Annotated in this window: 25 protein-coding genes; 10 read left to right on the top strand and 15 right to left on the bottom strand. The window is 67.3% G+C overall.

Translation table 11 applies throughout. From position 1 onward, the window contains the following. Positions 1-9 precede the first annotated feature (9 nt). Positions 10-1,242 (bottom strand): MFS transporter, encoded by a 1,233-nt coding sequence (locus tag ON43_RS31155; protein ID WP_051179485.1) that lies wholly within the window; start codon positions 1,240-1,242, stop codon positions 10-12. Beyond that, on the bottom strand, positions 1,242-1,892 hold the full coding sequence (locus ON43_RS31150) for a GntR family transcriptional regulator (RefSeq protein ID WP_040813237.1): 651 nt from the start codon (positions 1,890-1,892) through the stop codon (positions 1,242-1,244). The genes ON43_RS31155 and ON43_RS31150 overlap by 1 nt, the downstream gene beginning before the upstream one ends. Positions 1,893-2,075: 183 nt before the next feature. On the opposite strand from ON43_RS31150, the gene ON43_RS31145 reads away from it, so the two are divergent. Next, on the top strand, positions 2,076-2,537 hold the full coding sequence (locus ON43_RS31145) for a YiiD C-terminal domain-containing protein (protein WP_040813309.1): 462 nt from the start codon (positions 2,076-2,078) through the stop codon (positions 2,535-2,537). A gap of 92 nt (positions 2,538-2,629) precedes the next feature. On the opposite strand, the gene ON43_RS31140 is transcribed toward ON43_RS31145, so the two are convergent. Both ON43_RS31140 and ON43_RS31135 read right to left on the bottom strand, forming a co-directional pair. Then, positions 2,630-3,016, bottom strand: a complete 387-nt coding sequence (locus ON43_RS31140) for a hypothetical protein (protein ID WP_157514248.1) — start codon at positions 3,014-3,016, stop codon at positions 2,630-2,632. A 65-nt stretch (positions 3,017-3,081) separates the two neighbouring features. After that, positions 3,082-4,302, bottom strand: coding sequence for a cytochrome P450 (locus ON43_RS31135; RefSeq protein ID WP_040813235.1), 1,221 nt, complete (start codon positions 4,300-4,302; stop codon positions 3,082-3,084). Between the two features lie 212 nt (positions 4,303-4,514). On the opposite strand from ON43_RS31135, the gene ON43_RS31130 reads away from it, so the two are divergent. Next, positions 4,515-6,104, top strand: a complete 1,590-nt coding sequence (locus tag ON43_RS31130) for a carboxylesterase/lipase family protein (protein ID WP_157514247.1) — start codon at positions 4,515-4,517, stop codon at positions 6,102-6,104. A gap of 52 nt (positions 6,105-6,156) precedes the next feature. Further along, entirely contained in the window at positions 6,157-6,789 is a 633-nt protein-coding gene (locus tag ON43_RS31125) for an LppP/LprE family lipoprotein (protein WP_051179483.1), read from the top strand. Between the two features lie 41 nt (positions 6,790-6,830). Here ON43_RS31125 and ON43_RS31120 read toward each other — a convergent pair whose 3' ends face one another. Next, a complete protein-coding gene (locus ON43_RS31120; RefSeq protein WP_040813234.1) occupies positions 6,831-7,391 on the bottom strand; it encodes an NUDIX domain-containing protein in 561 nt (186 codons plus the stop codon). Positions 7,392-7,435: 44 nt separating this feature from the next. Continuing rightward, positions 7,436-8,365, bottom strand: coding sequence for a LysR family transcriptional regulator (locus ON43_RS31115; protein WP_245568830.1), 930 nt, complete (start codon positions 8,363-8,365; stop codon positions 7,436-7,438). A 127-nt stretch (positions 8,366-8,492) separates the two neighbouring features. On the opposite strand from ON43_RS31115, the gene ON43_RS31110 reads away from it, so the two are divergent. The 3 genes from ON43_RS31110 (at position 8,493) to ON43_RS31100 (ending at position 10,824) form a co-directional block, all read left to right on the top strand. Continuing rightward, a complete protein-coding gene (locus ON43_RS31110) occupies positions 8,493-8,909 on the top strand; it encodes a nuclear transport factor 2 family protein (RefSeq protein WP_040813232.1) in 417 nt (138 codons plus the stop codon). Positions 8,910-8,985: 76 nt separating this feature from the next. After that, positions 8,986-9,768: an SGNH/GDSL hydrolase family protein gene (locus tag ON43_RS31105; RefSeq protein WP_040813231.1), complete on the top strand. Its 783-nt coding sequence runs from the start codon at positions 8,986-8,988 to the stop codon at positions 9,766-9,768. Positions 9,769-9,867: 99 nt separating this feature from the next. After that, a complete protein-coding gene (locus tag ON43_RS31100; protein WP_040813306.1) occupies positions 9,868-10,824 on the top strand; it encodes a PLP-dependent cysteine synthase family protein in 957 nt (318 codons plus the stop codon). Here ON43_RS31100 and ON43_RS31095 read toward each other — a convergent pair. The 6 genes from ON43_RS31095 to ON43_RS31070 all read right to left on the bottom strand — a co-directional run bounded on the left by ON43_RS31095 (position 10,806) and on the right by ON43_RS31070 (position 17,699). Next, the gene (locus ON43_RS31095; protein WP_040813230.1) at positions 10,806-11,381 is read right to left on the bottom strand and encodes a TerD family protein; all 576 of its coding nucleotides are present in this window, start codon (positions 11,379-11,381) and stop codon (positions 10,806-10,808) included. The two genes, ON43_RS31100 and ON43_RS31095, sit on opposite strands and share 19 nt — an antisense overlap. Before the next feature lie 118 nt (positions 11,382-11,499). Further along, positions 11,500-13,254, bottom strand: a complete 1,755-nt coding sequence (locus ON43_RS31090) for a hypothetical protein (RefSeq protein ID WP_245568829.1) — start codon at positions 13,252-13,254, stop codon at positions 11,500-11,502. 163 nt (positions 13,255-13,417) lie between these two features. Next, complete coding sequence (locus ON43_RS31085) at positions 13,418-14,257, bottom strand: patatin-like phospholipase family protein (protein WP_040813229.1); 840 nt, start codon at positions 14,255-14,257, stop codon at positions 13,418-13,420. A gap of 100 nt (positions 14,258-14,357) precedes the next feature. After that, positions 14,358-16,118 (bottom strand): oleate hydratase, encoded by a 1,761-nt coding sequence (locus ON43_RS31080; protein ID WP_040813228.1) that lies wholly within the window; start codon positions 16,116-16,118, stop codon positions 14,358-14,360. 94 nt (positions 16,119-16,212) lie between these two features. After that, positions 16,213-17,070, bottom strand: coding sequence for a 3-hydroxyacyl-CoA dehydrogenase (locus tag ON43_RS31075; protein WP_040813227.1), 858 nt, complete (start codon positions 17,068-17,070; stop codon positions 16,213-16,215). Between the two features lie 2 nt (positions 17,071-17,072). After that, positions 17,073-17,699 carry a TetR/AcrR family transcriptional regulator gene (locus ON43_RS31070; RefSeq protein WP_040813304.1) on the bottom strand — a complete coding sequence of 209 codons (627 nt, stop codon included), beginning with the start codon at positions 17,697-17,699 and terminating at the stop codon, positions 17,073-17,075. 158 nt (positions 17,700-17,857) lie between these two features. On the opposite strand from ON43_RS31070, the gene ON43_RS31065 reads away from it, so the two are divergent. Further along, a complete protein-coding gene (locus ON43_RS31065; protein WP_040813226.1) occupies positions 17,858-20,146 on the top strand; it encodes a molybdopterin guanine dinucleotide-containing S/N-oxide reductase in 2,289 nt (762 codons plus the stop codon). Here the strand turns inward: ON43_RS31065 and ON43_RS31060 are convergent. After that, positions 20,109-21,011, bottom strand: a complete 903-nt coding sequence (locus ON43_RS31060) for a LysR family transcriptional regulator (RefSeq protein WP_051179481.1) — start codon at positions 21,009-21,011, stop codon at positions 20,109-20,111. The genes ON43_RS31065 and ON43_RS31060 overlap by 38 nt on opposite strands. A 92-nt stretch (positions 21,012-21,103) precedes the next feature. On the opposite strand from ON43_RS31060, the gene ON43_RS31055 reads away from it, so the two are divergent. After that, positions 21,104-22,405, top strand: coding sequence for an MFS transporter (locus ON43_RS31055; protein WP_245568828.1), 1,302 nt, complete (start codon positions 21,104-21,106; stop codon positions 22,403-22,405). A gap of 70 nt (positions 22,406-22,475) precedes the next feature. Next, positions 22,476-23,570 carry a TerD family protein gene (locus ON43_RS31050; RefSeq protein ID WP_040813225.1) on the top strand — a complete coding sequence of 365 codons (1,095 nt, stop codon included), beginning with the start codon at positions 22,476-22,478 and terminating at the stop codon, positions 23,568-23,570. 24 nt (positions 23,571-23,594) lie between these two features. On the opposite strand, the gene ON43_RS31045 is transcribed toward ON43_RS31050, so the two are convergent. Both ON43_RS31045 and ON43_RS31040 read right to left on the bottom strand, forming a co-directional pair. Beyond that, complete coding sequence (locus ON43_RS31045; protein ID WP_040813224.1) at positions 23,595-24,911, bottom strand: TerD family protein; 1,317 nt, start codon at positions 24,909-24,911, stop codon at positions 23,595-23,597. 57 nt (positions 24,912-24,968) lie between these two features. Further along, positions 24,969-25,715, bottom strand: coding sequence for a haloacid dehalogenase type II (locus ON43_RS31040; protein ID WP_051179480.1), 747 nt, complete (start codon positions 25,713-25,715; stop codon positions 24,969-24,971). Positions 25,716-25,750: 35 nt separating this feature from the next. Here ON43_RS31040 and ON43_RS31035 point away from each other — a divergent pair, with 35 nt between their 5' ends. After that, entirely contained in the window at positions 25,751-26,614 is an 864-nt protein-coding gene (locus ON43_RS31035; RefSeq protein ID WP_051179479.1) for a class I SAM-dependent methyltransferase, read from the top strand. The last annotated feature ends 83 nt before the right edge of the window (positions 26,615-26,697 follow it).

The following is a 26,697-nucleotide window of genomic DNA, read 5'->3' as shown; positions in this document are numbered from 1 at the left end:
CCGCCGATTCTATGGCTCGACCGGACGGGACCGGCCGACGATGCCCAGGCACAGCGCGCACGCGGCGGCCAGCACACCGAACATGGCCGGATAGCCGATGCCGGTTCCGTCGTGGCAGACCGCCATGACGGCCGGGACGCCGAAGCCCAGGTAGCTGACCGCGTAGAAGACGGCGGTCAGGCCGGCGAGATCGTCGGGGCGGGCCATGCGCTCGATCTCCAGCAGGCCCGCGACCAGGCCGCTGCCGAAGCCCATGCCCAGGGCGATGGCGGTGAGCACGGTCAGCCACATGGTCAGGGTGGCGGCCGCGGCGGCGGCCAGGAGCATTCCGGTGATGACCAGGGTCAGCGAGAGGGCGGGCAGGCGCAGCGAGCCGGGCCGGTCGATGCGGCGCGCGACCGACTGGATGCCGAAGCCGCAACCCAGGGTGACGACGGTGATGAAGGCGGAGAAGGCGATCGGTGCGCCGTGTACCTTGGGCATCATCAGGGTGGGCATGATCGCGTAGGCGACGGCCGACGAGGTGAACAGCCACAGGCACACCGGCAGGGCCACGGTGCGGAAGCGATGGTGCGCGGCGGCCGGAACCTTCAGATCGTCCAGCAGGCGGCCCGGGTTCGGCTGCGGGGCAGTGGTTTCCGGGGCTCGGAAGAGCCAGACCGCGGCCAGCACGCACAGGGTCACATTGATCAGATAGGCGAAGGTGTCGGGCCACGGCGCCCACTGCGCCAGCACTCCGGCCACGCCCGCGCCGATGCCGAAGCCGCCGGTGAGGCTCATGGCCGAGCGGCGAGCGCCGGTGCCGGACACGGTTTCTCCGGTGTAGGGCGGCTGCGAGAGTTCCTTGAGCCAGCTCGAGCCCACCGCCATGGCCAGGCCCAGGGCGATGCCGCAGAGCACGCGTCCCGCGGAAAGCATGGGGACCGAAGCGGATCCGAAGGCCAGCAGGGTCGAGCCGAGCGCCGCGATCACCGGTGCGGGGCGCATGAGCGGGCGGCGGCCGAAGCGGTCGGACAGCGGTCCGCCGATGAGCAGCGCCGGGATGATGCCCAGCACGTATTCGAACAGCAGCAGGTCCACGGTGGCGACGGACAGGCCGTCGCGCTTGTACATCACCAGCAGGGGAGTGAATTCGTTTCCGCCCCAGGCGATCGCGAAGATCGCGGCCGAGACGCCCAGCCACGCCTTGGGATGGGTGCCGATGCTTCGTAGCGGGGTGCCGACCGATGTCAGCGTCGCCATCACAGTCCTCTCAGGGTCACGCCGTGCACGTGGGTCAGGTGCTCGGCGAGTGCTTCGGCGAAACCGGCGGCGTCGGCGGCTTCGATCAGGTTCGTGAGTCGGGTGTGCTGCTCGATGATTCGCTCCGGGTTGGTCTCGCCCCGGTGCAGCGCAACGCTGTTCATGCGGCGCTGGCGCTCGCGCAGCGAGTCGTAGAAGCCGGTCAGCAGCGGGTTGTCGGCGGCCACCACGTACTCGCGATGGAAATCGGCGTCCACGATGGCGAATTCGTCGAGATCGCCCGCGTCGGCGAGATCGCGCTGGCGGTCGAGGGATTCGCGCAGCCGGGGGATCAGCCCCGCCCGGGCGATGCGGGTGAGTGCGTCGACCGCACCGGTCTCCACGATGTAGCGGGCATGGATCACATGCTCGGCCTCGTGCGAGGGGACGGGCACCACGAGCGCGCCGCGCTTGGGGTACAGCCGCATCCAGCCCTCGGTTTCCAGGCGCAGGAACGCCTCGCGCACGGGGGTGCGGGAGGTGCCGAGTTCGCCGGCAATCTCGTTCTCGCTGACCAGCTCGCCGCCCGGCAGGTCGCCGCTGAGGATGCGTTCCTTGATCTCGTGGTAGGCCCGCTCGGCAGCCGAATACGTCTTGGACACAACTTGCATACTAGATGGGTCGTAGGATGATTTGCTCGGATGTGGCCGGGTTCACGCGCTCTGTCAATTTCGAAAGAAGCGCTGAGGGAGTTGCGCCACAACCCTCTCAACCGCAATGATTCATCTTGTTGGCACTACGTCAGTAAGTAGGCCGTATCCAGGCTCTGCCTATCGAAGGACATGGAGGTCCGCATGGCGAACGACGCCCCGCCGCTGAACGAGGTCGTGAACGGTGGATTGGAATTCACGATTCCGGTGGCGCACAAGATGGGCGTGCGCGCCGAAGAGGTGCGCCCCGGCTTCGCGGCCACCTCGGTGCCGATCGAGGGCAATGGCAATCACTTCGGCGTGATGTACGCCGGGGTGCTGTTCACCGTCGCCGAGGTGCTCGGCGGCGCGCTGGCCATCGCGAGCTTCGACACCAGCAAGTACTTCCCGCTGGTGAAGGATCTGCGGATCACCTTCCGCAAGCCCGCGGCCACCGATGTGCGGGCCGAGGCGTCGCTGTCGGCCGAGGAGATCGCGCGGATCGCCGACGAGGCCGAGGCCAAGGGGAAGGCCGACTACACGCTCAAGGCCGTCGTGACCGACGCCAACGGTGTGGTCGTCGTCGAGACCGAGGGGCTGTACCAGCTGCGCGCCCACGGCAAGTGAGCCTGCGGCACACAGCGTTTTCGATGCGCACGGCGCGTTGAAATGATCGAGCCCCGGGAGAAGTCCCGGGGCTCAGTCGTTGTCGTGACCACTCAGGCGACGATGATCCAGCCCTTGCAGCCGGTTCCGGCGCTGCCCGGCCACTCCGATCCCGACACCTCGAACGGGATGGCGCCCGGCATCGGGCTGCCCAGATCGATCCTGGTGGTCTGGGCGCCATAGGTATCCGGCAGCGGCGTGCGCTGCCCGTTCATATCGATCTTGGCGTCGTCGGTGAAGTTGTTGGAGGTGGTGATCTCCAGCGTGGTGGGCGTGAACGAGTGCGCCATCAGCGTGGTCTGGCCGCACTTGCCCTTGGCGTAGTCGAGCGTGATCTTCTGCGAGCCCGCGTCGGCGGCGGACGCGGGTGCGGCGAGGCCACCGGACACGGCACACGCGAGCGCGGCCAGGGCGGCACGGCGGAGATACACGGTCTTCACGAACAAACCCCTTTCCTATGGTCACGGCTGTAGAGACCCCCCGATCGACGACGATCATGCCACGGTCAGCGCACCCGGAGCGGCAGGTTGCGGTGGCGGCGCACCAGGATGCTCGGAAACCACTGCGGCGGGGCGTCTTCGACGAGGGTGAACGTCGTGGTGCGGTCGAGCAGGGCGGTCAGGGCGGCGGTGGCCTCCAGCTTGGCCAGGGCCGAGCCGATGCAGAAGTGGATACCGCGGCCGAAGGCGAGATTGTTCGCGCCGCTGCGGCGGTCCAGATCGAGGGCGTCGGGATCGGTGAAGCGGGCCGGGTCCCGATTGGCCGCGCCCCACGACAGCAGGAGATGGCTTCCCGCGGGAATCGCGGTGTCGCCCAGCACGGTATCGGTGGTGACGTGCCGATGATGGCCGCGGAAGGGTGATTCCAGGCGCAGGGCCTCGTCGAGGAAGGCGGGTAGCAGTCCGGGTTCACGGCGCAATTCGTCCTGGAGATCCGGGTGAGTGGCGAGCAGACGGGCGGCGTTGGCGATCAGGCCGGCGGTGGATTCGCCGCCCGCGCCGACGAGTTGGAGCAGGATGAGCACCGCGACGGGATCGGTGATCTCGCCGGTGCGGCAGGCCTGCGACAGTACGCCCAGCAGGTCTTCGCTCGGGTTCTGGTGAGCCTCACGGAGTTTGGTGAACAGGTACGCCGCCAGATCGGTGGTGGTCGCCGCGAGCTGTGCGAACCGGTCGGCATCCGCCAGGCCGCCCAGCATCTCGGTGCTGTCGTAGGCCCAGGAAAGCAGTTGCGGCACATCGGCATCCGGCAGACCGATGATGTCGGCGACCAGGGCCAGGGGGAGCCGGTCGGCCATGCCCTTCGCCCATTCGATGCGGTCGCCGTGCAGCTCCTGTGCCCAGAGCCGGTCCACCAGGTCGCGGGCGGTCGGGCCGAGCTCGCGAATCCGCCTGGCCAGCAGCGGCTGTACGAGTTTGCGCTGCGCCTGATGGCTCGGATCGTCCGCGGTGGCCAGCACGTGGATGGCCTGTCCGCCGCCGTCCATATCGAAGGTGGCGGGCGGGCTATCCGGCCGCCGTTGCAGCGCGCCAGTGAGATGCGAGGAGAAGTCTTCGACCCGAGTCACCGCCTCGGTCACCAGATCCCACGATGTCACCAGGTAGAAGTCGGTGCCCGGGAGGCGGTACACGGGCGCGTGCTCGCGCAGCCTGCGATACAGCGGGTAGGGGTCGTCGAGGTGTGCGGGATCGAAGAGGTCGAGGGCATCGGGTGAGTGCAGCGTCATCGCGGGATCCCAACTGTGGAAGGTCTCGTGGGCCCACGGTTTCCGGCGCTGAATCGACTGTCAACGACCGTCTCACGGTGAGACAGTATTCGGCTTCCGCCTCATGCCTATGCTGCGGTTTCGCGCCCGTGGCGAGACTCCGGACCGTGCTCAGAACCGGCCGACTAGTATCGAACGCCTACGCGAAACGCTGCTGGCCTCAGGAGGCTCGGGTGATCGTGCGCAACCGGAAGTGGGCGGGACGAGGGGCCGGAGCGGTGATCGCGCTGGTGGCCATGCTGGTCATGGCTTTCGCGGTGGGCGGCTCGCCCGCGTATGCCGCGGCGCCCGATATCGTCGCCATCGACAGTGGCGGTCTGCACGGCGTCGTGACGCGGAACTACCGACTGTTCAACGGAATCCCTTATGCCGCACCGCCCGTCGGATCGCTGCGCTGGCGTGCGCCGCAACCCGTGCCGCCGTGGCCCGGTGTCCGGGAGGCTCGCGACGCGGGCCCGAACTGCCCGCAAGCGACCGGTCTGGGCGGCCTGCGCTCGACCACCGAGGACTGCCTCTACCTGAATGTCTGGACCCCGCCCACCCTGCCCGCCGACGGCCGCGGGCTGCCGGTCATGGTGTGGATTCACGGCGGCAGTCTGCAGGTCGGCGCCGGAAGCATGTACGGCGCAGCGCCTTTGGTGTCGCAGCCGGACGGCGACGCCATCGTGGTCACCCTCAACTACCGGCTCGGCGCGCTCGGGTTCCTGGCCGCCTCGGCGCTGGACGAGGGGGAGGGGGCGGGCGATTACGGGCTGATGGACCAGCAGGCCGCACTGCGCTGGGTGCAGCGCAATATCGCGGCCTTCGGCGGTGACCCGAACCGGGTGACCGTGGATGGTGAATCGGCGGGCGGCATTTCGATCTGCGCCCACATGGCCACGCCGAGTTCGGCCGGGTTGTTCCAGGCCGCCATGCTCCAGAGCGGCCCGTGCCTCGCGCAGTCGCTGCCAGAGGCCAAGGCGGCGGGCGATGCCTGGGCGGCCGGAGTCGGTTGCGCCGGACCGGATTCCGCCGACTGCCTGCGCGGCCTCTCACCCGACGTGCTGGTGGACCGCGCGCCGGAATCGGCGAGTGTGGTGTACGGCAACAGCTTTCTCCCCAGGAGTCCGGTGGCGGAGCTGAAAGCCGGTCGAATGATGCAGGTTCCCACCTTCATCGGCTCGAACCACGACGAAATGGCTCTATGGGTCTGGATGCGATACGGCAACCCGCTCGGCGCCCGACTCGAAGCCTCGGCCTACCCCGCCGTCCTCGAGACCCAACTGAGCCTCGGTCGAAGTGAGGTCGACCGCGTCCTCCAGGAGTACCCCCTCTCCGCCTACGCCCAGCCCGCCCTGGCCCTGACCCGAGCCTGGACCGACAAGGTCGTCTGCAACGTCATCGACCAGATCGCCGACTTCAGCCGCCAAAACCCCACCTACGCCTACCAATTCGACGACCCCGCCCCGCTCGCCCCACCCAGCACCTTCCCCATGGGCGCCTACCACGCCGCCGAACTCCCCTCCCTGTTCGACCTGACCCAACTGGGCACCCTCCTCCCCACCGTCATGACCCCCGACCAGCAACGCCTCGCCTCCGAAATGCGCCGCTACTGGACCCGCTTCATCGTCTCCAACACCCCCGATCCCCAAGGCCTACAACCCATCCCGCGATACTCCCCATCAGCCCCGACCCACCTCTCCCTCCGCCCCACCGGCAACCAACTCTCCGACACCTTCGCCACCGACCATCGCTGCGCCTTCTGGGCCGGGTTTAACGAATAGAGTCCGCAAAACGAAAGATCCGGTAGTTGTCTGTCAGGGGAAGGGACATTCCATGAAGAGGATCTTCGGCATCGTCAGCGCAGTCGCCGCACTGTCACTGGTAGCGGCCTGCCAGGACGACGGATCGACCAAGGCCCCAGCCTCCTCGCCGCAAACCTCGGCGACTCTGGCCCCACCGGAATCAACCCAACCCCCCGCCACCCAGCAGTCGCCGACTCCTACCCGCCCCACCGGCGACACCGCCCCCGCCACCGCCGGAAACGGCAAATGCGTAGACCTGAAATCCCCCGTAGTCACCGCCGCTCTCGCCAAACTCGGCCCCGGCGTAGGCGGCGAAAACTACACCCCCGAATCCGCCACCGAAGCCGCCGTAGGCTCCTGCCCCTCCCTCCTCTGGGTCCTGGCCGCCACCCCCCACGGCACCGCCAGCTCCCCCTGGCACGTCCTCCTCTTCAACAACGCCGGATACCTCGGTACCGCCACCAAGAAGGCAACCTCCTACACCCAGGTAGTCGGCTCCGCCGACCGCACCGTCCAAATCCAATACCGCTGGCTAGCAACCAACGACCCCAGCTGCTGCCCCTCCGGCGGCCCAACCACCATCACCCTCACCCTGGGCGCAGACGGCCACACCGTCACCCCAGACCGCGACTTCCCCAAGGAAGTAACCGACCCGAGCAAGTAACCAAAGTTCAACCCGCGACAAAAGGCTCATCGGTTCGCCCGCTACTGCAGGACGCGATTGAGTTTGCGGACGAAGCGGGGCAGGTGGGGGTCGGTCTCCGGGAATCCTTCCGGGTTGAGGTCCCACCATTGGCCGCCGTCGAATTCGGTTGGGTCGAGGGGGTATTGGTGGGTGCGGGTGCCGCGGATCAGGTACCAGAGGGATATGTCGATGTGGCCGGCGGTGCGGCCGACGGTGGTTGTGCGGGTGAGGAAGAGTGGATCCTCGCCCACCACATCGAAATTGGGGTCGATGCGAAGTTCCTCGACGGCCTCGCGGCGTGCGGTCGTCAGTGGGTGCTCGCCGGGCTCCACGTGGCCGCCCATCGGTAGATGCAGGCCCGCCAGCCGATGCTGACCCAGGAAGATCCCACGCTCGGTGGGATCGACCAACACCACGTAGGACACCAGGTGCGGTGACGGAGTGGCCGGTTTGGCGCGGCGGAAGATGTCGTCGGTGGAGCCCAGCCACTCCAATGTCTGTGCGATATGGCGTTGCTCGAGCTCATCGTGGGGATCGATGCCCGCGACAATATCCGCGACAACAGCGGTGGCAGGTTGCACGACGGCGAACCCTACGCCGCGACACCGACAATCAACCTGTTGTGTCAGTCCTCGCAGGTCCGCCACTCACGGGCTGCCTCTTGCAATCGCGTGCGCACGCGGTCTACGTCGGGGCGGGTGGGGCCGCCTACGCGGCGGGCGAGGTAGATGGTGTTGATCGGGGCGTCTTCGGGGGTGTGCAGGAGTTGCAGTGTGCCCGAGGATAATTCGCCTGTGCACAGGTAGCTGGGCAGGACCGAGATGCCTGCGCCGGCGACGACTGCGGCGAGGACGGCGCGGAGGTCCGGGATCACCAGGGCGGGTTCGGCTTCCAGGCGGGTGCCGAAGACGTGTCGCCAGTAGCGGCGGACGATCGGGAGGTCGGCGGCGTAGGCGACCAAGGGCGTGGCGGTGAAGTCGTTGGCGCGCAGCCGGTTCAGGTCCGCGCGGGCGGCCAGCTCCGGGGCGGCGACGAGGATGAACTCCTCGTCGGCGAGGGTCTCGGCGAGCACGGACCGGCCGCGGGGGCGGATAGTGGACAGGGCCAGATCCAAGGTGCCGACTCGGAGGTCGGCGAGCAGGTCGTCGGCCAGACCGGTGCTCACCGTGAGCCGGACGCCGTCGGCGATGAGCGGCGCCAGCGCGGGCAGCACCTTGGTGGCCAGCAATTCGGTCGGGCCACCGAGCAGGACCGGCGGTTCCGCGACCGGGCGGCTGTCGGAGCCGTTGCCGGTCACCGATTCGAGAGCGTCCAGGGGCGCGGCCACCCGCGCGGCGAGATCGTGGGCGGCGGCGGTCGGCGCCACTCCGCGTGGCAGACGTTCGAAGAGCGGTCGGCCCAATTGGCGTTCCAGCGCCTGCAGCTGGGTGGTCACCGTCGGCTGCGAGAGGCCGACGTGCCCGGCGGCCGCGGTAATGGATCCGGCGCGGTAGACGGCCAGGAATGTCCGCAGTTGAGCCAGGTCCATCGCACCATCGGCCGGCCTATGTCGCACCCGACCAGTCTATTGACCGGGTGATACCTACTCAATTTGTTGACTATCCAGGCTCTGGACATCTACTGAGTCATCGCGCTACGGTGCTGACGGGTATGCAATGAGTTGACTAGGGAATCGAGGCGTCATGCACCCCTTCCGGAAGGCCGTAGAGGCTCGCGACGAAGCGGCCATCGAGGCCCTGCTGGCCGACAACGTGGTCTTCACCAGCCCCGTCGCCTTCAAGCCCTACCCGGGCAAGGCGATCACGGCCGCCATCCTGCGCGGCGTCCTGCGCGTGTTCGAGGACTTCCGCTACATCAAGGAGATCGGTGACGAGAATGCCGCCGACCACGCCCTCGTCTTCGAGACCACCGTCGCGGGCAAGCGCCTCACCGGCTGCGATTTCCTGCACTTCGACGCCGACGGCAAGATCGACGAATTCATGGTGATGGTGCGCCCGCTGTCCGGAGCCCAGGCGCTCGCGGAGGCGATGGCCGCGCAGTTCGACCGGATTCAAAAGGAAGCCGTAGCGCAAATCGAACGGGAAGCGGCGGGCTCGTGAAATGACTCGCGGCGGCCCGCAAGGGAGCCGCTTTCTTTGGGATGATCCACGAACAGTCACGAAAGGCCGATCCGCCATGACCAATGGCAACTACACCCGCTATGTCGCCATCGGCGACAGTCAGACCGAGGGTGTCGGCGACGGCGACGACCTGACCGGCCTGCGCGGATGGGCGGACCGGCTGGCCGAGCGCCTCGCGGTCACCAATCCCGAACTGCGCTACGCGAATCTGGCGGTGCGCGGCAAGCTGGCCCACCAGATCCGGACCGACCAGTTGGACGTGGCGCTGTCGCTGCGCCCGGATCTGGTCACCGTGCTGGCGGGCATGAACGATTTGCTGCGCCCCAATTTCGAACCCGACGTGATCGCCGGTCACGTCGAGGCCATGTTCGCGGCCTGCAGGGCGGCCGGTGCGGTGGTCGGGACCCTCACCTTTCCCGATATCGCCAACACCATTCCGCTGGCCCGGCCGATTCGCGGCCGGATCGCGGTGCTCAACGACCGCATTCGGGCCGCCGCCGCGCGGCACGGCGTGATCGTGGCCGAAACCGGTAACCACGCCGTGGTTTCCGATCCGCGCATGTGGAATTCGGACCGCCTGCACTGCAGTCCGCTGGGTCACCAGCGGATCGCCGACGCCATGGCCGAGGCGCTGCGCCTGCCCGGCGCGGACGACGCCTGGACCCGCCCGCTCATTCCGGCCCTGCCCGAACCGGGCCCGCTGCGCTCGATGGCCAACGAATTGCATTGGGCCGCAGTCGCCTTGGGACCGTGGCTGATGCGCCGGCTGCGCGGCCTGTCCTCCGGCGACAATCGCTCCGCCAAGCGCCCGGACCCGCTGCCCGTCCTCGCCCTGTAGCGGCAACCCCGTAGCCGCGCCGATCCGGCACCGGAACCGCTTCCGCTGCCGGACAATCGACCCTGAGCCCAGTGGGGGGCGGGAAGGTCGGTGTGGACCATGTTCATTGGCGACGATGCCTTGGCGGCGATCGGCAATACTCCGCTGGTGCGCCTGCACCGCGTCGTGCCGCGGGATTGCGCGGAGATTCTGGTGAAGGTGGAGGGCCAGAATCCGACCGGCAGTATGAAGGACCGCATGGCGCGGGCCATGATCGGCGTGGCCGAACGCGACGGCCGGCTGAAACCCGGCGGCACCGTGGTCGAATACACCGGCGGCAGCACGGGCGCGGCGCTGGCGATGGTCTGCGCGACCAAGGGCTATCGGCTGCGAATTGTCAGCTCGACGGCCTTCAGCGCCGAGAAGCTCACGCAGATGGCCGCTTTCGGTGCGGAGCTGACCCTGATCCCGAGCCCGGACGGCATGTTCACCGAACCGCTGTTCCGGGCCATGATCGAGACGGCCGAACGGCTCAGCCGCGAACCGGACACCTTCTGGACCGACCAGCTGCACAACACCGACAGCATTACCGGCTATCACTCGATGGGCCAGGAGATCTGGGCGCAGACCGAGGGGCGTTTGGACGCGTTCGTGCAGGCCGTCGGCACCGCGGCGTCATTGCGGGGCGCGGCATCGCTGCTGCGGTATCACAAGCAGCGGCGAATGCTGGTGGTCGCTGTGGAACCCGCCGAATCGGCGATATTGTCGGGCGGCGCGCCCGGGGCGCATCGCATCGAGGGGATCGGCATCGGCTATCCGCCGCCCATGTGGGATGCCAGCCTGGTGGACGAGGTGGTGGCGGTCTCGACCGCGAACGCCGAGGCCATGGCTCGCAGGCTCGCGCGCGAGGAGGGCCTGTGCGCGGGCACCTCCTCGGGCGCGAATGTGCTGGCCGCCATCGAGATCGGGCGGCGGCTGGGTCCGGGGGCGCGCGTGGTCACCGTGCTGGTCGACTCGGGCCTGAAGTATCTGAGCACCCCCGTGTTCCGGCGCGAGGATCAGACGTTGACGCCGTAATCCCTTGCGATACCGGCCAATCCGGACGCGTACCCCTGCCCGATGGCGCGGAACTTCCACTCCGGGCCGTGCCGGTAAAGCTCGCCGAACACCATGGCCGTCTCGGTCGAGGCGTCCTCGGTGAGGTCGAAACGGGTGAGCTCGGTGCCGGTGACGGCGTCGATCACCCGGATGTAGGCATTGCGCACCTGCCCGAAGGCCTGCCGCCGGTTCTCGGCGTCGTAGATCGATACGGGGAAGAAGATATTGGTGATGCTCGGCGGCATGGCGGCCAGGTCGACATTGATCACCTCGTCGTCGCCCTCGCCCTCACCGGTCAGGTTGTCGCCGGTGTGCTCGATGGTGCCCTCGGGGGACCGCAGGTTGTTGTAGAACACGAAATGCTTGTCGGACACGACGCGCTGGTCGGGTCCGCACGCCATGGCGCTGGCGTCCAGATCGAAATCGGCTCCGGTGGTGCTGCGCACGTCCCAGCCCAGCGCGACGGCCACCTTCGTCAGATTCGGCGCCTGCTTGGACAGTGAGACATTGCCGCCCTTGGCCAGGCTGACACTCATCGAAATACCTTCCCTCCGCGATGGGTACATCCACGCCCAATCGTCCTCGCAGCGCGGCGCGGCGGCCACCGAATTGGCGGTGAACCGCTCGGTTTTGGCGGCGGAGGGTGCGGCAGGGTTATCCGAGCGATCTCAGGAACTCCGCCAGATAACGCCCGCTGTAGTCGGTGAGGCCGTTGTTCTGGACCGCGGCCGCGCCGATGGTGTCGACGTGGTTGTAGCCCGGCAGGGTCTGCACGATGGCGGTCTGCGGGACCGGGAACACCAGGCCGGGGCCGAATTGCACGACGCTGTCACCGGCCCAGAGGACCAGGTTCGGCTTGAGGCGTTCCAGGCCGTGGTAGCGCAGGTTGGTCATGTCCGCGGTGCGCGCGCCGCCGTAGCCCGCGGCGATGTCGAGGACGACGCGCAGGGGGAAGTAGGTCTCCCAGTAGGCGTAGGGACCGCCGGAGCCCAATTGCCTTGCGACGTCACGGATGTCGGCGACCTCGTGGCCGGGGGAGGTGTAGGGAACGCCCTGGACGTTGTCGTAGTTTCGCCAGGTGTAGAGCACCGACCGGTCGGATGGTGCGAAGCGTTCCTGCGGGCCCGCACTAAGGCGCAGATAGTTGCCCAGCAGCGGAATCTGCGTCGCCGAACCGGGATTCGGGAAGCTCCGGGCTTGCACCGGGCCGCCATCGAGCACGCCCATGCCCTGTTGCAGCAGTTCGAAGTTGCAGGAGTTGTTGTCCAGCAGCTCACCCAGCAGGGCGGTATTGGTGAAGCGGTAGTCGCGCAGGGTGCCGGTGCCGTCCGCGCCATTGGTGGCGAAGTCGGCCCAGGTGGTGGCGAACAGGAAGTTGAGAGTCGAGTCGATCTCGAAATCGTGCGGAAGATGCGCCAGCAGTTGGCTTTCGCCGTCCGGATCGAGATAGGCGGCCAGCCCCGCCAGACGGTAGAGCAGGAACGCCTTGGTCCCGATGACCGGTGTCGCACCCAGAATCCTGGGCAGCAGACCGACGTTCTGCGTCGCCTTCAGCACGTCGTTGACGGGCGAGATGAGGGCATTGGTGAGGTCGTGCAGGAACGGCGTGTTCTGAATCGCGACCGGATCCGAGGAGACCATGGAGTCCTGCGCCACGAAGGCCGCGCACTGGGCCGCGCCGCTGGTGTCCGGGTCGCCGTTGCCGAAGTCCCAGTCCGCGAAGAATCCCGTGACCAGCCCGCCCATCGAGATCCCGGTGCACACGTACTTCCGTTGCCGCACAACCTGATCCGGAATCTCGTGCAGCATGATCTCGTACTGGTCCCGCAGCACCCGCTCGAGCCCCATGGAATCCAACAGCGCCAGATCCTGCGAATTCCGGAACCCCGGGAACACCCGCCCGTCGATGGGCATCCCATTGAAGTAGTAATCCACGGCATCCAGATAATTCCCGGTCCGCAGCGCGTAATCGAACCCCGCCGTCTCATCCAGGCAACTGCTCCGCCGAGCCATCGCCCAGAACTCCACCTTGCGCCCCAACTGCGCGGCGGACCGCACCGTATTCGCGGCCACACTGTCGGAATTCATTGCCCCGCCATTGAATCCCTGCTGCTGCACCACCACCGAGTCCGCCTCGGCGGAATCACCCGGCCCATCCACCGCCCGATACCGCAGGAACCCGGCCCGATCACACTCCGGTGCATGCGCGGGCGCGTTCGCCGGCAACGGCAACAGAAAACTGACCTGCGACACGACCACCCCGTCCCGAGTCCCGAGCACCTGCTCCTGCCGATCGACAGCCACACTGACGGGTGCACTGGCCTCCGCTCGAGGCGTCAACGGCGACATCAACGCCCCGACGGTCCCCACCGCCACCGCAACCGTCCCCCACACCGCTGAAGTTCTCACAGCAGCATCCTGACCAGCCCCGACACCCCCGGTCATTGGGCAGTCCAGAAACATTCACCCCCGCAAACTGTAACCTGGCCCGATTTCCCCCAATACTGTCCCAGCCACGCCCACCTACACTAGATTGCCCACCCCACCCCCGAATACACGGGGAGCGTTGGGATTACCAATCTGCGTCGGTCAGTTGCTTCGCCAGGTCGGGTGCCTGGCGAATTCCCGCTTGGAAGGCTTGCGGCCAGCTTGCGAGTGGATTCCGGGCGGTCGCGGGTGCGTCGAGGATGTCGATCGTGGGGGCGTCTGGGCTGAAATGCACGACGGAATCAGTACCCGTCGAGGCGAGTTCGGCTCGGAGTTGGTCGCGCGGAGTGCGGTGGGCCAGTGGCTCGATGACCAGGAGCAGGTTCGAGTCGGCGGCGAGATCGGCGTTGGTGGGGGACCAGATACCGCCATCGATGTAGTAGCGGTCTTCGACTACGACGGGTGGGAAGGCTCCAGGGAAGGAGCGGCTCGCGGTGACGGCCGTGGCTAGAGGTACGCCGCTGGTGCCGTCCCAGACCCGGCGCTCGCCGGTGGCCGCCTCCACGACGACGACTCGCAGCCGATGGTCCGGCCAGTCGTTGCCGCCGACCAGCCACTCGAGAGGTGCGATGTGCTCCGGTTGCGCGGGCTCCTCGGCCATCGCCATCCGACCCACCTCGCGCCGGGCCGCATCTCGGTCCGGTGCGAGGTCGAATAGCACCGCGGAGGCGGCGGCGATCAGCTCGGGATTCACCGCCGCCGGCGGCGGTGCACTGCTGCCGGGGGGAAGGGGAACCTCGGCGAACGAATCCAGATCACGCCCCACTGCCAGCGCGGCCCCGACAATCGCACCCGCGGACGTGCCCACGATCGAGTCGGCCGCCCCCAAATCGATACCCCGACTGCCTAATCCAGCGGCCAGTCCCGCCATCCACGCCGCCCCGGGAACCCCGCCCCCACCCAAAACCACCGAACGCCTCTCCATCCCACGATCCTAATCAAGATCAGGGAGCTCCCAGGCCGGTAATTCGGGCGAATTCCGACGCCGAGAGCTCCCTGATCTTGATTACGGGCTGCGCCCGGGGCTACTTGCCGATTACGCCGTATTCGGTGAGGAGTTCGCCGATTTCGTTGTTGCCGAGGCGTTTTGCAAGGCCGCGCCAGAGGAGGTCGGGGCCGGGGAGGGTTACCGGGTCGCCGTCGCGGAGGCGGGTCATGGCGGCGAGGAGGGTGCGGACGTCGTAGGTGGAGTTGAAGACCTCGGGGACGCCGCGTTCGATGTCGAGGAGCTGGTAGGCGGCTTCCATGCCGGTGCGGACCGAGTATTCGGTGGTGAAGATGCAGTCCCGGCTGGTTTCGGCGAACTGGCCGATGAAGGCGAAGTTCACCGCGCCCTCGGGGACCACGTTCGGGCGGTCGCCGGCCTTGCGGGGCATGAAGAAGGCGGTGACGTAGGGCATCATGACCGGCACGCACTTGGCGGCGTTGGCGGCCAGTTCCGGAATCTCGGATTCGGGAACTCCCATGTGGTACAGCCACTCCTGGGTGATTTCCTCGCCGGTGCACTCCTGCATGGTCTTCTTCACGTAGTCGCCGGGCTTGTCGACGAACAGCGAGTAGACCCAAACCACGATCTGATCCTTGGGCTGCTGCTTGAAGTGCGGCTGGCGGTTGACCGTCCAGCTCATCAGCCAGCTGGAGTCCTTGACGGTGACGATGCCGCCGGTAACCACCTTGCCGCTGAAGGGATCCCGCTTGCAGATCTTCTGAATGTATTCGGGGATGCGCTGATCCAGCGTGGTGACGGTGGCCGACTCCCACTTGGTCTCGGGGATGTGCCCGCCGAAGACGTCCGGATTGCCGAAGACCTTGTCCTTGGCGGCGATTCGACGCCACAGATCCCAGGCGGGTGCGGGGCCCTCGTTCAGCTTGGCGGGCGTGTGTTGGTCGCCCTCGTCCGAATTCTCGGTGAGCGAGCCGATGGTCATCAGCAGCAGATCGTCCGGCCCCAGGTCGACACCGCCCTCGACACCTTCGGAGACCCAGTGAATCCTGGTGGCCTGCTTGCGATCCGCGGTGATATCGAAGTCCACATCGGTCACCGTGGTATCGAACTTGAAGGTGACGCCCTGATCCAGCAGCCAGCGGTAGAGCGGCAGCACCAGCGACTCGTACTGGTTGTACTTGGTGAACTTCAGCGCCGAGAAGTCCGGTAGCCCGCCGATGTGGTGGATGAACCGGTGTAGGTACAACTTCATCTCCAGCGCGGAATGCCAGTCCTCGAAGGCGAACATGGTGCGCCAGTACATCCAGAAGTTGCTCTCGAAGAAGTCCTTCGAGAACACCTCGTTGATGCGCTTGCCCTCCATCTCCTCACGGGTGGCGAGGAAGATCTTGGTGATGTCCTTCTGCGCCTTGTCGTTCAGCGTGAAGAGGTCCTTGGTCTGCGCGCTCTCACCGCGATTGACCGTGGCGCGCTCCAGGGAGAAGTTCGGGTCGTCCTTGTTCAGCCAGTAGAACTCGTCGAGCACACTGCCCTCGACCTCCATGGACGGAATGGTCCGGTAGAGGTCCCACAGACATTCGAAGTGGTTCTCCATCTCGCGGCCGCCGCGAATGACGAAGCCCTTCTTGGGTTCCTTGATGCCGTCGAGCGCACCGCCCGGCAGCTTAAGCTCCTCCAGGATGGTGATCTTGCTGCCCGGCAGCTGCCCGTCGCGGATGAGGAACGCCGCGCCCGAGAGCGAGGCCAGACCCGATCCGACGAACCACGCCGTCTTGCCGTCCACCCCGGCGGGCTTGCGCGGCCGAGCGAAAGCCTCGTAATTGCCACTGCTGTAGTACATGAGAACTCCCTTCCGTCGTCATTCCGGCATGTTTTTTGGCCGGAATCTATTGAGCTGGAGTGGATCCCGGCCAAAAGCACGCCGGGATGACGGCTCAGTACTTGTAGAACCCCTCTCCGGTGGCGATCCCGAGCTTGCCCTGGTCGATGTAATTGGTCTTGAGCCACTTGGCGATTCGCTGCGCGGTCTCGTCGGGGTTGTTGACCAGGATGTTGTAAGGCGTGGTGAGGCCGACGATGTCGAGAATCCGGAAAGGCCCGGCCGGTGCGCCGGTGCCGATGGTCCAGGTCTTGTCCACGTCCTCCGGACTCGCGTAGCCGCCCTCGGCCAGATTCATGGCCGCGTTCAGCAACGGCACCAGCAGCGAGTTGAGGACGTATCCGGCCTTCTCCTTGTGGATTTCGATCGGCACCATCCCGATCGCGGACGCGAAGTCCACCACCGCCTGATACACGGCCGGATCGGTCTCGGTGGTGCCCATGATCTCGGCGGTATTGAAGTGCCACACCTGATTCGCGAAGTGCAGCGCCAGGAACCGGTCCGGCCGCCCGGTGAAATCCTTCATGGCGCTGGGTAGCAGCGTGGAGGAGTTGGTGGCGAAGATGGTGCGCTCGGGCGCGAGCTTGCCCAGCTTCTCGTAGGTGTCCTGCTTGATGGACAGCACCTCCGGCACCGCCTCGATGACCAGGTCCGCATCGGAAACCGCCTGCGCCAGATCGGAAGTCAGCGCGATGCCCGCCGCGGTGGTCTCGGCCTTGCCGTCGCCACCGCCCGCCACCTGCTCGCGATAGACGGCCGCCAGTTTGTCGAAGCGCCCGCGCGCGGCGGTCAGCGCCTCGTCGTCGATGTCGTAGGCGGTGACGTCGAAGCCGTGGAACGCGGTCTGGAACGCGATCTGGGAACCGAGCACGCCGGTTCCGAGCACGGTGACCTTACGGATTTCGATGCTCATTGTCATTGCCTCCCTAGGGATGTGAAGTAACCGGCGATGATCTGCGCGATCTGTGCCCGCAGATCCGCCATGGCGTCCTGACCGGAATGCGCCCCGGTGGACGGTTGCACGAGTGCCAGGTGCAGCACCGCGAAGATGCTGCGCCCGGCCAACGCGGCCCGCTCTTCCAATTGCTCCGAGTCGATTTCGGCGCTGTCCGAAGCAAATCCGTCGCGTCGCGCGTCGGCGACGAGCCGCTCGGCGATCATCGATTCCAGCCGCGCCACCAGCGCGAGTCCTTCGGAGCGGTACTTGTCGGTCGCCGAGCCGAACAGCAGCTCGCGCTGATAGACGATGGTGTTCTCGGGTCGCTGCTCGGCGGCTCGCAGCAGCGGCCCGACCATGCCGAACACCGCCTCGCGGGTCTCGGTGTGCGCCCGCGCCGCGGCCGCGCCGTCCTCGAGCGCGCTGCGCAGCTCCTCGTTGTAAACCATGAGCAGCAGTTCGCCTTTGGAAGCCGCGTACCGGAACAGTGTCCCGGCGGCGATATCCGCGCGATCGGAGATCTGCTGGGTTGTCGTGCCTTCGAATCCGTGCTCGGCAAACATCGCGGCCGCGGCCTCGAAGATGCGGGACTGCTTATCATGCATCTTCCGCTGCCTGCGCCCGACGTGCTCCGATCCGGATCGAACCGCCATCGGACACCTCCGAATCGAATTGGAAAACTGAGTGGACTCAAAAATGAGCGTACTCCGGGTTACCGAATTCGCAAGGTCATGATGTCACTGACCCGGAGTACGTTGGTCCCATGGGCACGCATCTCACCCACTGGGGCGTTTTCGAGGCGGACAGTGACGGCGATCGGCTTACCGCGGTGCGCCCCTGGCGCGGCGATCCGGAACCCATGCCGTTGATCGACAATGTCGCCTCGGCCCAGCACCATCCCGCGCGCATCGACCGGCCGTATGTGCGAAAAGGCTGGCTGGAGAACGGGCCCGGGCCCGGGCCGCGCGGAGCCGAGGAGTTCGTGCCGGTGTCGTGGGAGACCGCGCTGGACCTGCTGGCCGGTGAATTGTCCAGGGTGTACCGCGAATTCGGCGCACAGGCCGTGTACGGCGGCTCCTACGGCTGGGCCAGCGCCGGGCGCTTCCATCACGCGCAGAGCCAGGTCCACCGCTTCCTGAACTGCCTGGGCGGCTATGTTTCCCACCGCAACAGCTACAGCCTGGGCGCGTCAACCGTGTTGCTGCCGCACATCCTCGCCGATATGGGCACCATCATGGCGCGGGCCACCACCAAGTCGGTGCTGGCCGAGCATTCGAAGCTGGTGGTCGCGTTCGGTGGTCTGTCACCCAAGAATTCGGCCGTCTCACCGGGCGGGGTGTCGCGGCACAATGGCCGCGGCTGGATCGAGACGGCGCGCGAGAACGGCTGCAAGTTCGTCACCGTGAGCCCGCTGCGCGACGATATTCCGGCCGAGGCGCAGGCGGAATGGATAGCGTCCCGGCCCGGCAGCGATGCCGCCCTGATGCTGGCGTTGGCGCAGGTGCTGGACGCGGAAGGGTTGGCGGACAAGACCTTCCTCGACCGCTACACCGTCGGGTACGAGCGTTTCGCGGACTATCTGCGTGGCAGTACCGACGGCATCCTCAAGAGCCCGGAGTGGGCCGAGCCGATCACCGGCATTGCCGCGGAACGGATTCGAACCCTGGCCCGCGAGATGGCCGCCACCCGCACCCTGATCTCGGTGAGCTGGTCGCTGCAGCGCGCCCACTACGGCGAACAGCCGCTGTGGCTGGGCGTGGTGCTCGCGGCCATGCTCGGCCAGATCGGTTTGCCCGGTGGCGGATTCGGGCACGGCTACGGCTCGGCCGCGAATGTCGGTCTGGCGGTGCGGGTCACCTCGCCGCCCAGGCTGCCGCAGGGGACCAATGGAGTCGACGACTTCATCCCGGTAGCGCGCATCGCGGACATGCTGCTGAATCCCGGTGCGCCCTATGAATACAACGGTGAGCACCGCACCTACCCCGACATCAAGCTGGTCTACTGGGCGGGCGGCAATCCCTTCCATCACCACCAGAACCTGGCCCGCCTGCGCACCGCCTTCGGCCGCCCCGACACGGTGGTGGTGCACGACCCGTTCTGGTCGGCGACGGCCCGGCACGCCGACATCGTGCTCCCGTCGACCATGACCATCGAACGCGACGACTACGGCTCGGGCGAGGGCGACCGCTTCTTCTTCCCGATGCCCGCCCTGACCCGCCCGCACGGCCAGGCCCGCGACGACTACTGGATGTTCGGCGAACTGGCCGAAAGACTCGGCATCGGAAAGGAATTCACCGAGGGCCGCACCGCGCAGGAATGGCTGCGCCACCTCTACGACGAATGGCGCGAACGGCTGGGCGCCCGCGGCTACGAGATGCCCGACTTCGACGCCTTCTGGGCCGGGGAGCCGACGCAGCTCCCGCTGGAAGCCGAAGAGCACATCGCCTTCGCCGACTTCCGAGCCGACCCCTCGGCCCACCCGCTGCACACCCCCAGCGGCCGCATCGAGATCTTCTCCGAAACCATCGCCGGCTTCGGCTACGACGACTGCCCCGGTCACCCGGTCTGGCTCGAACCCGACGAATGGCTCGGCAGCCCCCTCGCGGCCCAATTCCCCCTGCAACTGGTGGCCAACCAGCCCCGCACCAAGCTGCACAGCCAGCTCGACGTCGGCGCACACAGTCAATCCACGAAAATCCAAGGCCGAGAACCGGTCCGGCTACACCCCGACGAAGCCACCGCCCGCGGCCTGACAGAGGGCGACATCGTCCGCATCTTCAACGACCGAGGCAGCTGCCTGGCCGGCCTGTCCATCACCGACGCCGTCCGCCCCGGCGTAGCCCAACTCTCCACCGGAGCCTGGTACGACCCCGACCCCACCGACCCCACCTTCTGCCGCCACGGAAACCCCAACGCGGTAACCAAGGACCGCGGCACCTCCCGCCTGAGCCAAGGCTGCACCGGCCAGCTGTCCCTGGTCGAGATCGAGCGCTACACCGCCGACCTACCGCCGCTCACCGTCCTCGGTCCGCCCGCGATCGCGGAGTCCTGACCCCGCCGGCGGTGAGGACCTCGATGACGGTCCGAGCCGCATTGGACGGCGTGCGCCCGGCGGCGTGACCGACGCTCAACTTCCACGGGAGCGGGCGCGGCGCGAAGTCGGAATAGGGCACGCCGGGGGAGAGCCGGGCGACCGAGAGCGGAACCAGGGCCACGCCGAAGTCCTTGGCGGCCAATTCGACCGCGAAGTCCTGGTCGGCGACCTCGATGACCGGGCGGCGGGCCGGGAACAGGTCGTCGACGATACCGCGAATGCCCCAGCCGGGCGGAAAGTCGATGAAGCGAGCATCGCGCAGATCCTCGGTGCGAAACGGCCTGCCCGCCAGCGGATGTCCGGGCGCGGTGCACAGCACCAGGGTCTCCTCGTTGATGAGATGCGTGGTGATGCCCGGGAATTCGTCGCTCAACCCGGCCACCAGCGCCAGCTCGAGGGAATTGTCGAGCAGCCCGGCCAGATTGCCCGCCATGCCCGAGATGCTCTGGCGCATTTGCAGTCTCACGCCCGGAAAGCGTCGGTGCAGGGTGGCGATGGCCTCCGCCAGGCCGAGATTGTGGATGTTCATCAGATTGCCGATCACCACCTCGCCGCTGATCTGGCCCCGCGCCGCGGCGATCGCGTCGACGATGTCGAGGCGGGCGCGCAGCAGCGCCCGGGCCGGGCCGACCATGGCCGCGCCCGCCTCGGTCAGCTCCAGCGCGCGGGGTGTGCGGTCGAACAACCGGACACCCAGTTCGTGCTCGAGCTTGGCGACGCTGGTCGAGACCGCGGATTGCACGAGATTCAGCGAACGCGCGGCGGCGGTGAAGGAATGCTGATCACAGCAGGCCAGGAAGCATTCGATCTGCCGCAACTCCATGCCCCGAGGCTACGCCTCGCCATCGATTTCATAGATGGCGGTATCAAAAAGCATCGCTTCCATTGATCCATCGCGAGGCAGACCATCGAGTGGTGACACATTCGACTACCGAGCCCGTGCAGAACACCGGGCGCGCCGAGCTGGAGCCGGACGGCCCCGAGACCCCGGCCGAGCAGGCCGATGCGGCGGCGGGCTCGTCCACACCCCGGCTCGGCCGGAGCACCGTCCTCGTCTTCGCCGCCACGGCCGGCTCGTCCGTGGCCGGGAACTACTACTTGCAACCGCTGCTGCACGATGTCGCGGGCGATCTGCGCATCTCGACGGCCACCGCCGCGCTGCTGGTGAGCGCCGCGCAGATCGGCTATCTCTGCGGCCTGGCCCTGCTGGTCCCGCTCGGCGACTTCCTGCGGCGCCACCGCATGGTCCCGGCGCTGCTGCTGACTTCGGTGCTGGCGCTGCTGGTTTCGGGACTGGCTCCGAATTTCGCGGTGCTGGCCGTCGGCGCGGTCGCGACCGGCGTCACCTCGTCGGCGGCGCAGGTGGTGGTGCCGTGGGCCTCGGCGCTGGCCGATCCGGCGCGGCGCGGACAGGTGGTGGGCACCGTCATGAGTGGCCTGCTGCTCGGAATCCTGTTGTCGCGGGTCATGTCCGGCGCGGTGGCGCAGCTGGGCGGCTGGCGCACGGTGCTGTTCGTCGCGGCGGCCATGCAGGTGGTGATGGCCATCAGCGTGTACGTGCTCGCCCCCGATACGCCGCCCGCCGCGACCGGGGAACGCTACCCGGAGGTGCTGGTTTCGGTGCTGACGCTGATCCGGCGGCATCCCGTGCTACGGCACCGGATGACATTGGGCTTTCTCAGCATGGCGTCGTTCTCGGTGGTGTGGACCTCGCTGGCCTTCCTGCTGGCCGGATCGCACGGGAGTGGTTACCACTATTCCGAATTCGTCATCGGCGCGTTCGGCCTGGCGGGTGTGGCGGGTGCGCTCGGCGCGCCGGTGGTGGGGCGCCTGGCCGACCGCGGCCACCTGCGTCGCATGACCACGCTGACCTGGCTGGTGCTGCTGGCGAGCTGGGCGCTGCTGGCCTGGGGCGGGCACTCGGTGTTCGCGCTGATCATCGCGCTGGTGGTGTTCGATTTCGGCGTCCAGGGTTCGCATCTGACGAACCAGAGCGCCATCTACTCCCTCGACCCGGCCGCCCGCAGCAGGCTCACCACCGCCTACATGGTGACCTACTTCCTGGGTGGCGTGACCGGCTCGGTGACGGCCGGCATTGCCTACCAAGCGGGCGGTTGGACTCGGGTGTGCGAGATCGGCGCGGCCGCAACGGCTCTGGGCCTGGCACTGTGGGCGGTGTTCGCATTCCGCCCACTCCGGAGCGGGCACGCATTCTGAAGTGCGCGTGCGCGAAAGCGATATGGCTTCGTTTCATCCGGGTGATCCGGCATTCCCATAGAGTGGGAGCGTGGCCGCACTTCTCACCCAAGGGCAGACCGGTGAACTGGGCGTCGCGGATATCACCGTGACGGTGCACTTCAGCGCGGGCATCGATCTCGCCGCGCTGTTGCTCACCGACCGCGGTGCGGTGCGCGACGACGCCGATCTGATCTTCTACAACCAACCCGCCGGGCCCGGCGTGCACCTGGTGCCCGGGCAGAACGCCGTTGCCGTGAGTCTGCGGTCGGTGCCGCAGGGGGTGGCGCACATTCGCATCGTGGTTGCCCTCGACGATCGCAACGGGCGGCTCGGGGACTACCCGGCACCGCATATCGCGATCGCCGACGATCGCGGAAATCCGTTGTACGAGTACGTGATCGATGGCCTCGGCAATGAGAACACAGTGGCGGCCGTGGACCTGGACCGGGGCAGCGACGGGTGGTACGCCCGCGCGGTCGGATTCGGGCATCCGCGCGGATTCCCGGCGCTGCTCGCCGATCACGGGGTCTCCATCAGCAATTCGAACCAGCCGGTACGCCCGACCGCGCCCGCCATCGCGCCGGTGCTGCGCGCGGGCGACACCGTGGCGCTGCGGCGCCAGGGCACGGATCTCACCTTCGTGAAGATGGCGCTGGGCTGGGATCCCGTTCATGTGCAGCACAAATGGGGTTCCAAGCCGGTTGAGATCGATCTGGACGCCTCGGCGCTGGTGTACGCCGGGAACGATCTCGTGGACGCCGCCTACTACGGGCAGCTGGTCACCAAGGACGGGGCCATCCGGCATTCCGGCGACAACCTCACCGGTGAGGGCAAGGGCGACGACGAGGTCATCACCGTCGACCTCACCCGCGTCGGGCCGCACGTGACCGCCATCGTCTTCGTGATCACCTCCTACGCCGGGCACACCTTCGAGCGCGTGCGCAATGCGTTCTGGCGCTTGATCGACGGCACCACCAGCTCGGAGCTGACCCGCTCGAATCTGAGCGCGGGCGGTCCGCACACTGGCATGGTGGTGGCGAAAGTGCATCGCGAGGACGGCATCTGGAAGGTGCAGGCGCTCGGCCACCCGATCCAGGCCGGACATCCGGTCGAGGCGGCGGCGCAGGTCGGCCAGTTCCTCTGAGTCCGGCTCACTCCACGGTGATGCTCAGTCCAATGTAATGAACCGCCCCAGCTGCGGCACCGCCTCACCGGGATGCTTTGCCTGGAATCCCTCCCCGATGGCCTCGAGCCGCCACTCCCCGCCGGAGCGGAACACCTTCGCCATGGCGATCGCCGTGAACGGCATCCCGCCCGCGAGCGCGTAGCGGGCCAGCTCGGCCTGCGTGGTGTCGTCCACCAACCGGCAGTAGGCATTGTTGACCTGCGCGAAGGTCTGCCCCTGATACGAGGTGACGATGAACAGCAGCGTATTGACCTGGCGCGGAATACGAGTCAGGTCCACCGTGATCTGCTCGTCGTCGCCGGCCCCGCCGCCACCGACGAGATTGTCGCCCGAATGCTGGATCGAGCCGTCCTTCGAGGTCAGCTGCCCGTAGTAGGCGACGTCCACCAGGTGCCGGTCCGCGAACATCGCCACCCAGGCATCCAGATCGATATTGACCGCGCGCCGCCCGAAAAGCCCGCTCTTACTGGCCGGAGCCCAGCCCAGCCCCATGCGGATCCGGGTGAGCGCCACCCCGCCTTCCTTGCGCAGCGTGACGCGCTGGCCCTTGGAGAGGTTGACCGGACGTCCGCGTGACAGCTCACCCTCGTGCGGAGTCTGGGGAGCGGGCGCGACGGGCGGCTGGGTGGCGTAGCCCGAATTCGGCGGTGGCGCAGTGGGATACGGCGACGGCGGTGGGGGCTGAGTCGGATACGGCGAACTCGGCGTCACGTAGGTCGGCTCGACCGGCGCGGGATAGGCCGTGGGTGGAGGCGGCGGAGGGGGAGGGGTCTGCGTGCGTACAGGCCGCGGCGCATCATCGACCGTGACCCCGTGATCGGTGACCAGTGCCGCGAACCCGCCCGCATAGCCCTGCCCGACCGCGCGGACCTTCCAATTCCCGAACCGCCGATACAACTCCACCGCGATGACGATCGATTCGCTCTGCAGATCCTCGATCTTGTACTCGTACAGCGCGTTCCCGCCCTGATCCGCGACCACCGCGACCGGCGGCGCGATCCGCCCGAATGTCGCACCGGTTCCGTCGAGTGTGATCACCGCACGGATCTGCGCGATCTCCGCCGGCACCTGCGCCAGCGACACCACCAGTTCCGCGGGCTGCCCCGACACCCCGTTCCGCAGCCGCACCCCCGGCCCCGAAGGTTGGTTGTAGAACACGAAATCCGCGTCCGAGCGCACCTTCCCCTGCTCGGTCACCAGCAGCGCCGACAATTCGGCGGCCGCCGCCACCCGAACGGAGACCACCACCTCCGCGGCGTTCAATGCCCCGTTCTGACCCTTGACTAGCGATGTGGACAAGGCCGACCCTCCCGTATCGAAAACGTCCCCCTGCCACTGTAGGAGCCTCGGTGCCGCTCAGCACCCGAGCTGATCGGCAAGATCCAGGAAATCCACTGCATTGATATCGAACTCGTCGGAGAACTCGGCATCGGCCAGTGCCGGGTCGCCGTATTCCAGTGGCCGGGCGATGAACGCCGTCCGAAATCCCAGCGCTTTCGCGGCGCGAATGTCGTACTTGTGGCTGGCCACCATCATGATCTCGCCGGGCTCGAAACCCAGATAGCGCGCCGCGAGGTGATAGGTCCGCGGATCCGGCTTGAACACGCCCACCATCTCCGCGGCGAAAATCGCGTGCCAGGGCAGGTCGCCGCGCCGTGAAATCTCCACCACGGCACTGACATCGGCGTTCGACAGGGTGGCCAGCGTGAAGCGCTCCCGCAATCGCGTCAATCCCGCCACGGTGTCGGGCCACGGTTCCAGTCGTGTCCAGGCCCGCGTGAGTTCGTCTCGCTCTTCCGGCTTCAGGTCGATCCCGTCGGCATCGAGCAGCGGATCCAGCGTCCCGCGATAGACCGACGCCACGCTCACCCACGGCCCTTGCTCGGGCCGCTGTGAGGTCTCGGTGAAATACGCGGCCCGCCACCGGTTCACGAATTCGGACCAGTCGTGCCCGGGCGCGAGCGGTCCGGCGATGGCCTCGGCCGCGCGCCGGATGGTGGAATGGAAATCGGTCGCCGTCCCCTGGACGTCGAACAGCAACGCCTTGATCACGCACAGACCGTACCCATCGGCCGGGCGGAAATGGGCTGAGTTGTTTCTCATACTCCTAGGGCCGGGCACGGAATTAGGCTGGCGGAATGGAGACCGGGCGAGCCAGTCGGACTGCTTTGGCGACCGCGTACGCGCGTGCGTATCACCAGCTTTCGGGAGAGCCGCGAATATTCACCGATCCGCTGGCCGCGCCGATTCTCGGGGTGACGGCGGATCGGATCGAGGATCTCGACACCGCGACACTGGATCAGCCGGGCGGCAACGATCCGCGGCGGCGGGGGCGGCGGTATTTTCTGGCCGCGCGGGCCCGGTTCGCGGAGGAGGTCGTGGCCCGGGCCGTGGCCGAGGGGACGCGGCAGGTGGTGATTCTCGGGGCGGGGCTGGACACCTTCGGATATCGGAATCCCTATGCCGGGGTGACCGTGTTCGAGGTCGATCATCCCGATACCCAGGAATGGAAGCGGGAAATGCTGGCGGCCGCCGGAATCGAGATTCCCGATTCGGTCACCTTCGTCCCCGTCGATTTCGAAACCGACACGCTGGCAGCGGGTTTGGCCCACGCCGGGTTCCGTCGCGACGAACCGGCCGTCTTCGTGTGGCTGGGCGTGATCATGTATCTGACCCGCGACGCCATCACGGAGACACTGCGATTCATCGCGGGCCAGGCGCAACCGGTGCGGGTGGTCGCCGATTACCTCTGTCCCGGAACCACTTCCGAGGAACGCGAAACACTGCGCAAGCGCGCCGAACGAATTGCCGCGATCAACGAGCCCTTTCTGAGTTATCTCGAACCCGACGAGTTCGCCGAACTGCTGCGTGTGATCGGCTTCGACACGGTCGAACAATGGACGCTGTCCGAGCTGATCCACGAATATCTCGAGGCCCCGATTCCGGAGCTGGCGTCCGGGGGCGGCCAGTCCCGGATCGCGTGCGCCAGCCGCGGGGCCTGAGTCAAACCTTTCAAGTTTGCTTGACATTTGCACTGGTAGCCTCCCTGCGGGGGACATGAGCGGCATGTTGCCTACCCGCTTCG

This window comes from Nocardia concava NBRC 100430 (assembly GCF_000308815.1).
Taxonomy (GTDB): Bacteria; Actinomycetota; Actinomycetes; order Mycobacteriales; family Mycobacteriaceae; genus Nocardia; species Nocardia concava.
Note: the sequence above shows the minus strand (reverse complement) of the source record. Positions and strands in the feature narration are given on the sequence as shown.